This is a genomic window from Okeania sp. SIO2B9, from assembly GCF_010672505.1.
In the GTDB taxonomy this organism is placed as follows: Bacteria; Cyanobacteriota; Cyanobacteriia; order Cyanobacteriales; family Microcoleaceae; genus Okeania; species Okeania hirsuta.
The window spans coordinates 1-4,735 of record NZ_JAAHGK010000553.1 but is presented as its reverse complement, the minus strand read 5'-3'; the positions used below and the strand labels follow the sequence as shown (position 1 = coordinate 4,735).

Genomic DNA, 4,735 nt, shown 5'->3' with positions numbered 1-4,735 from the left:
CCCGAAGCTAAATCAAAACCATTACCAGTATTGTATTTTCTTTCTGGTTTAACCTGTACTGAAGAAAACTTTATGGCTAAAGCAGGGGCACAACAATTTGCTGCCAAATATGGATTAATTTTAGTCGTACCAGATACAAGTCAGCGCAATACTGGCATTAAAAATGAGAACGATAGTTGGGATTTTGGTACAGGTGCAGGATTTTATCTTGATGCCACATTAGAACCTTGGAAAAAGCATTATCAAATGTATAGTTACGTTGTTAAAGAATTACCAGAACTCATAGCTAAAAATTTTCCAATTCAGCCAGATAAACAAAGTATTTTCGGTCATTCCATGGGAGGTCACGGAGCATTAATTTGTGCTATAAAAAATCCGGCAAAATATCAATCTATTTCCGCTTTTGCGCCAATTGCAGCACCAATGTGTTGTCCTTGGGGTGAAAAAGCTTTTAGCAATTATTTAGGTTCAAATCAAGAAAACTGGCGTGATTATGATGCTAGTGAATTAATTTTAAATTATGGTTATAGTCATCCGATTTTAATTGATATAGGAACTGCTGATCCCTTTTTATCCCAAAAACAATTATTACCAGAAGTATTGGAAAAAGCTTGTCAAAAAAAAGGAGTAAATCTAACTTTAAGAATGCAAAAAGATTACGATCATAGCTATTATTTTATTGCATCTTTTATAGAAGACCATATAAGATATCATGCTGAAGCTTTGAATTGAAGAAGGAAGAAGTGGATGGGGACTCAAACCCCAACCAAAAGGCAAGGGAAGCAACTGTTGTAGTAAGACAATTAATAAAGCTTTTATCCTAAACTAAAAGCAATAGCTGTTAACGCAGTTCCTCCGAGGTGCAAAAAGCTCAAAAAGCTAGTATTTTCGGCTGACTATGGTAGAAAAATCACTCTCACAATTCTTATTCCTACCTCCTCGCTCCCATACCCGTTCCTCCTGTCTCCTGTCTCCTGTCTCCTGTCTCCTACCCCAGCAAAAAGACTTTCCATACGCAAACCCTAATTATAAAGAACTAGAATCTAAACTTTGAGCTTGTCCATCTGTCTGAGGCAAATGTAGTCCGCACTCCTGCTTAAGACCATGAAAACGAGTATCCCGTTCATTCTCATCTTCCATAGTCAAGGGGCGACTAGAATGCCAATCTCCCACACTGGTATAACCTAAATCGAAAAATGGATGATAAGGCAAATTGTAAGCAGTCAAATATTGGTATATATCCCTGGCATTCCAAGTTAATATAGGTAAAATCTTATATATTCCCGATTGCTGACTAATGCGGTTAAGACCCTTGCGGTGGTCAGTTTGGTCCTTCCGCAGGCCAGCTAGCCAAGCTTTAGCACCTAACTCTTTTAACGCTCTTTGCATAGGTTCTACTTTCCGAATTTGGTCATAGCGGTTCAGAGCATCAGCATTCTTCTCAGCCCAAAGTCGGCCATGTAGAGCTTCCATTCTAGCTGGACTAATTGAAGATTGATATACTTTAAGATTCAGTCTCAGTCGCTCGGTCAACTCTTCAGCAAATCTATAAGTTTCGGCGGGTAAATATCCTGTATCAACCCAAATAACAGGAATATCAGGTACAACGGTTGTAACTAGATGTAACATAACAGCAGCCTGGATACCAAAACTGGTACTCATAACTAAACCTTCTCCAAAGGTTGCATATCCCCACTTAACTAGAGTATGAGCATCTGCTTGGGCAAGTTCCTGATTGACAACCTCAAGATCCAATTTTGATGGATATGTAAAATTTTGCCGACCGTATTGTCCATTTTGGTTGACTGTGATTAGACTCTGTTGTGACATAGTTATTACCAATCTAAATTAGTACTAAGACTTTAAAGGTTTATCATACGTTGTCAGCAATCCTCAATGAGAGATTGTTTATACTGTTTTATATATCCAGATTACCTCGTGTTACAAAAAGCTTTTTTGATGTTATAATATATCTTCTTAACTTAGCGTAACGCTAAAACTTATTTATGACATAGATATCAATATAAGTTAGTATCCAGGAGAGTTTTGACTATTCCTACCCAGATACATCTCTGGCTCAAAGTTAAGAAGAAACGAGTAATGTGTATCGATCCAGTTCTGTAGCATTTGCTGAGAATTTGGCACGTTCAATTCATCTTTCTATTTACCAACGCCCTCAAAAATGGTATTGAAGCCATTCATTCTGACTCCTGACTCCTGACTCCTGATTCCTAAGGAATATCCTATCTATTTGTAGCAAACATTTATCAATTTGGTATAACTTTTTTGATCGACGACAAAGAAAAAGACCAACTTTGTCAAGCAGGTCTAAGTAAAAATTATTTTCCGTTGTTATTTCTGCGAGATTAACAAGCAAGTAGCTACGCATTCCCAAGTTCGCAGCGATTTGCGGGTTATATATCTCACAATGTCTATATTGCTGATTGTAACAAACTATTGAGCAATTTTTGGAAAAATTTTTAATTTTGTATCCCAATTAGTTGTGCAATATGGGTTTCAGCCCTTTGTGGTTTCCCCCAAAAAACCTGTTCTTGCTTATATACAACCATACCAGGTTTAGCACCCTTGGGCTTATAAACAAACTTAGGTTTAGTATAAATAACTGGGACTATTTCACTCTGACGGGCACGACTATAAAAAGCACTTATATCTGCAACAAACTGTAAATCAACTTCATCAGGTGTGGCACCAGCATCTAGTCGCAACAAAACATGACTACCAGGAATTTCTTGAGTATGAAACCACAAATCATAATCTCCCGCCACTCGAAAAGTTAACAAATCATTTTGACGATTATTACGGCCAACCAATAATTCAAATCCACCAGGAGTTTCGTAACGGTAAAATTCTGTATCCTTTTTATTATCTTGGTGATGATGTTCTGGAGCTTTAAGGTAAGCTTGCTGAATTAACTCATCCCGAATTTCTTCAAGAGTGCGTAAATCTTCTGGAGTTTGGTAAGTATCTAACTGAGACAAAAAAGCTTCCACTTGCTCCAAATAATCAATTTCTGCTTGGACTGTCGCTAAAAGGGGTTCAACTGCTACACGAGCCCGTTTCAACTTTTGGTGCTTTTTATAAAGACTTTGGGCATTTTGCACCGCATTTTTCTCTGGGTCTAACTTGATGACCATCGGTTCCCCCGTTTCAAAGTCACATAGAGTAATAGCTTTCATCCCCGGTCGCCATTCGTGGAGATTGGCCATAAGTAAATCGGCTTGCGATCGCAACAATTCTGCCCCATCCGACTGGTGTAAACGTTCGGTAAAAGTATCAGCCTTGAGCTGTAACTTAGCCGTAATATTTTTAAGTTTTTGGCTAATTTGATGATATAGTTGACTAAACTCTTGCTGATTCAGCTGTCCAGTATAATAATCATTCAGTAATTCCTGAACAGTATCAACAGATTCTACACTTAGCCAACCTGTTACAGTGTATCCATTTTCTGTCCAACCAGGATAAAATTTGGAATGCTCCAGATTTTTTAACCATTCTTGCCAACTTTTAAATAATTTTTGCCAGTCCGAAGCACTAAGGTCATTAGTAGACTCTTGAGAGTCTAGTCCTGAAGCTTCAATCATTGGCTGTACTAAAGCCTTACTGAGGCCACGGTAATTTTTAATTAAATTTCGCCACAATACACCAGGTATTAAACTAATCCTTTCTTGCCATTGCTGTTGCGTTTCTTGCAAATTAGGAATAGGGTTAGTCAGAGAAGGGGGAAGTTCATAAGGTTGACCAGTTTGAATTTGACGAAGACTAGACTGTTGACTATTCACTTGATGGGCACAGGTAACAACAAAATTATCCGCAGTAGTCAGAATAACATTGCTGTACTTGGTCATAACTTCCACATAAAGATGCCATAGGGGTGCTTCCCCAGGACGTTTCGCAAATTGGAAGTCCAGCACCCTCTCCCAAGGAGAAACTTCAACAATAGCTATTAAAGCTAGTCCACCTAGCTGATGTCGTAATTGTTGACTAAAAGTAAAAGTATCAGGGGCGCGAGGTGGAGGGTCACTGATACAAATACGGGCCCCTTGGGGATGCCAGGAAATGTCCAGCCAACCACGTTTTTTGAGAGTTCGCAGAGCAATGGTAATGGTAAAGCGATCGCGCTGATATACCTGCTCTAAACGTGCTGGTAGCCATTTAACACGGAGTTCAGAACATGAAGCTATGAGAGTTGTATAGTCAACAGGTTGCACAGTTAGCTTTAAGTTAAAAATTAAAAGTGAAAAAACTATGATATAAATTTAGTGTCTAAAAATAGTATTTTTTATTTTTCAGGCGACAATCTTTAAATAATTTTTTTTGCTTTTTTCATGTAAATTTAGAGAATTATAATATCAAGTTTAGTTGACAAATAAAGATTAATTATTTTTCCGGGGTTGGTGATTAGGTAATGGCATTAAATATTTATGAACGGTACAATTATAGTTTGTTCATAGATATTTGAGACAAAAGCATTACGCATTCACCAATGCCATTTTTCCTTCTTCTCTGCTATCAATAAAAGTCTTTAGTATAAACCCAATTATTTGATTGAGCAGGTTTGAAAATTATTCAGAACTATAAATATTTATTACTTATATAATGACAGATTTAGACTTGATGTAAAAGCCTGATTTAATGAATAAAGATTTTTAGGTGTTTTCTTCTTATAGCAGATTCCTCCCATAAGAAGTACAGATATGAATAATTAAATGTTCCA

The 4,735-nt window shown here is 37.3% G+C and carries 3 protein-coding genes; 1 reads left to right on the top strand and 2 read right to left on the bottom strand.

Going from position 1 to position 4,735, the window contains the following annotated elements:
* Positions 1-732, top strand: a 732-nt coding sequence (gene fghA, locus F6K13_RS18960; protein ID WP_287288010.1) for an S-formylglutathione hydrolase, incomplete at its 5' end; no start/stop codon positions are given.
* A gap of 294 nt (positions 733-1,026) precedes the next feature.
* On the opposite strand, the gene F6K13_RS18955 is transcribed toward fghA, so the two are convergent.
* Positions 1,027-1,830 (bottom strand): phosphoadenylyl-sulfate reductase, encoded by an 804-nt coding sequence (locus F6K13_RS18955; protein ID WP_124144488.1) that lies wholly within the window; start codon positions 1,828-1,830, stop codon positions 1,027-1,029.
* Positions 1,831-2,480: 650 nt separating this feature from the next.
* Positions 2,481-4,229 carry an NFACT family protein gene (locus tag F6K13_RS18950; protein ID WP_124144487.1) on the bottom strand — a complete coding sequence of 583 codons (1,749 nt, stop codon included), beginning with the start codon at positions 4,227-4,229 and terminating at the stop codon, positions 2,481-2,483.
* Positions 4,230-4,735: the final 506 nt, after the last annotated feature.

Bases quoted from the DNA above. Each gene is read 5' to 3' on its own strand.
- F6K13_RS18955 (WP_124144488.1), bottom strand. From the start codon at position 1,830: ATGTCACAACAGAGTCTAATCACAGTCAACCAAAATGGACAATACGGT.